Source organism: Halalkalibacterium halodurans, from assembly GCF_004376175.1.
In the GTDB taxonomy this organism is placed as follows: domain Bacteria; phylum Bacillota; class Bacilli; order Bacillales; family Bacillaceae_D; genus Halalkalibacterium; species Halalkalibacterium halodurans.
Window position 1 is genome coordinate 1 of the sequence record NZ_SNUY01000158.1, and the last position, 1,008, is coordinate 1,008.

Consider the following 1,008-nt stretch of genomic DNA (forward strand, 5'->3'; position numbering starts at 1 on the left):
TTGATAATTAATTTCCAGTTTTAAAAAATGAACATTAAAAAATCCCACCTAAAATAGGAGGGATGAAATAAATTGGTTTGAGGAAAATCCTTGAACCACAAAGCTCGGCGAATGCCGAGAGTCTATGGATATGATAGGAGATGATGGTACGAAAAAGACGATCACTTCGGTAAACATCGGAGGTTATTGGATTGATTTATAGCATTTTTGAAAAATGGCTTCCCAGATATGGTCTGGGAGGCTTTTACTTTTATGCAGAAGAGCACATCTTTTGAATGTGACTTAATATAATGATAGTATAATAATATGTAACAAGCTTAAAAGGGGGGATGGCGATGGAATATGTAGAACCGTTTCGCGATGTGGATCAGATTCAGGCGATAAAACGGTCGCTCAAAAAGAAGTCACCACGGGATTATCTCCTCTTTACAATTGGTATCAACACAGGTCTGCGAATATCTCAGTTACTGGCGTTAAAAATAAAGGACGTATATGACGGACAGAAGCCGAAAGATTATTTACAGCTAGAATCTGGAGAAATTGTATATTTGAATGACCAAGTGAAAAAAGCGCTCCAGTTTTATGCCCATTTTATCGAATTTCAGGAACAACATTGTTTGTTTGCCTCCACCAACCCGGATCAGCCGATGACGCGACAGCACGCATACCGCATCATTAAACAAGCCGCGCTCCAGGTTGGCTTAACAGATCAGATCGGCACACACACGTTGAGAAAGACGTTCGGATACCATGCCTATCGCCAAGGAGTCGCCCTATCGTTGCTGCAACAGAGGTTCAACCACCAAACCCCGGCACAAACGTTGCGCTACATCGGCATTGCAAAAAATGAACAAACCATCCCGCGGATTAATGTGAATTTATAAAATAGAGTCTCGGAATAAATAACAATTTTCCGGGTGAAATGAACCAAAATTACTGGAAATTGGATTGGAATGGCCTGCACACTCATTATTTTCATTGTATTTTCAAAAATGTGCATGACAAAGA

Annotated in this window: 1 protein-coding gene; it reads left to right on the plus strand. The window is 40.2% G+C overall.

Annotated elements, in window-relative coordinates; genetic code table 11:
• The first annotated feature begins 335 nt into the window (after positions 1 to 335).
• Positions 336 to 884 (plus strand): tyrosine-type recombinase/integrase, encoded by a 549-nt coding sequence (locus E2L07_RS20585; protein ID WP_053432365.1) that lies wholly within the window; start codon positions 336 to 338, stop codon positions 882 to 884.
• Positions 885 to 1,008 lie beyond the last annotated feature (124 nt).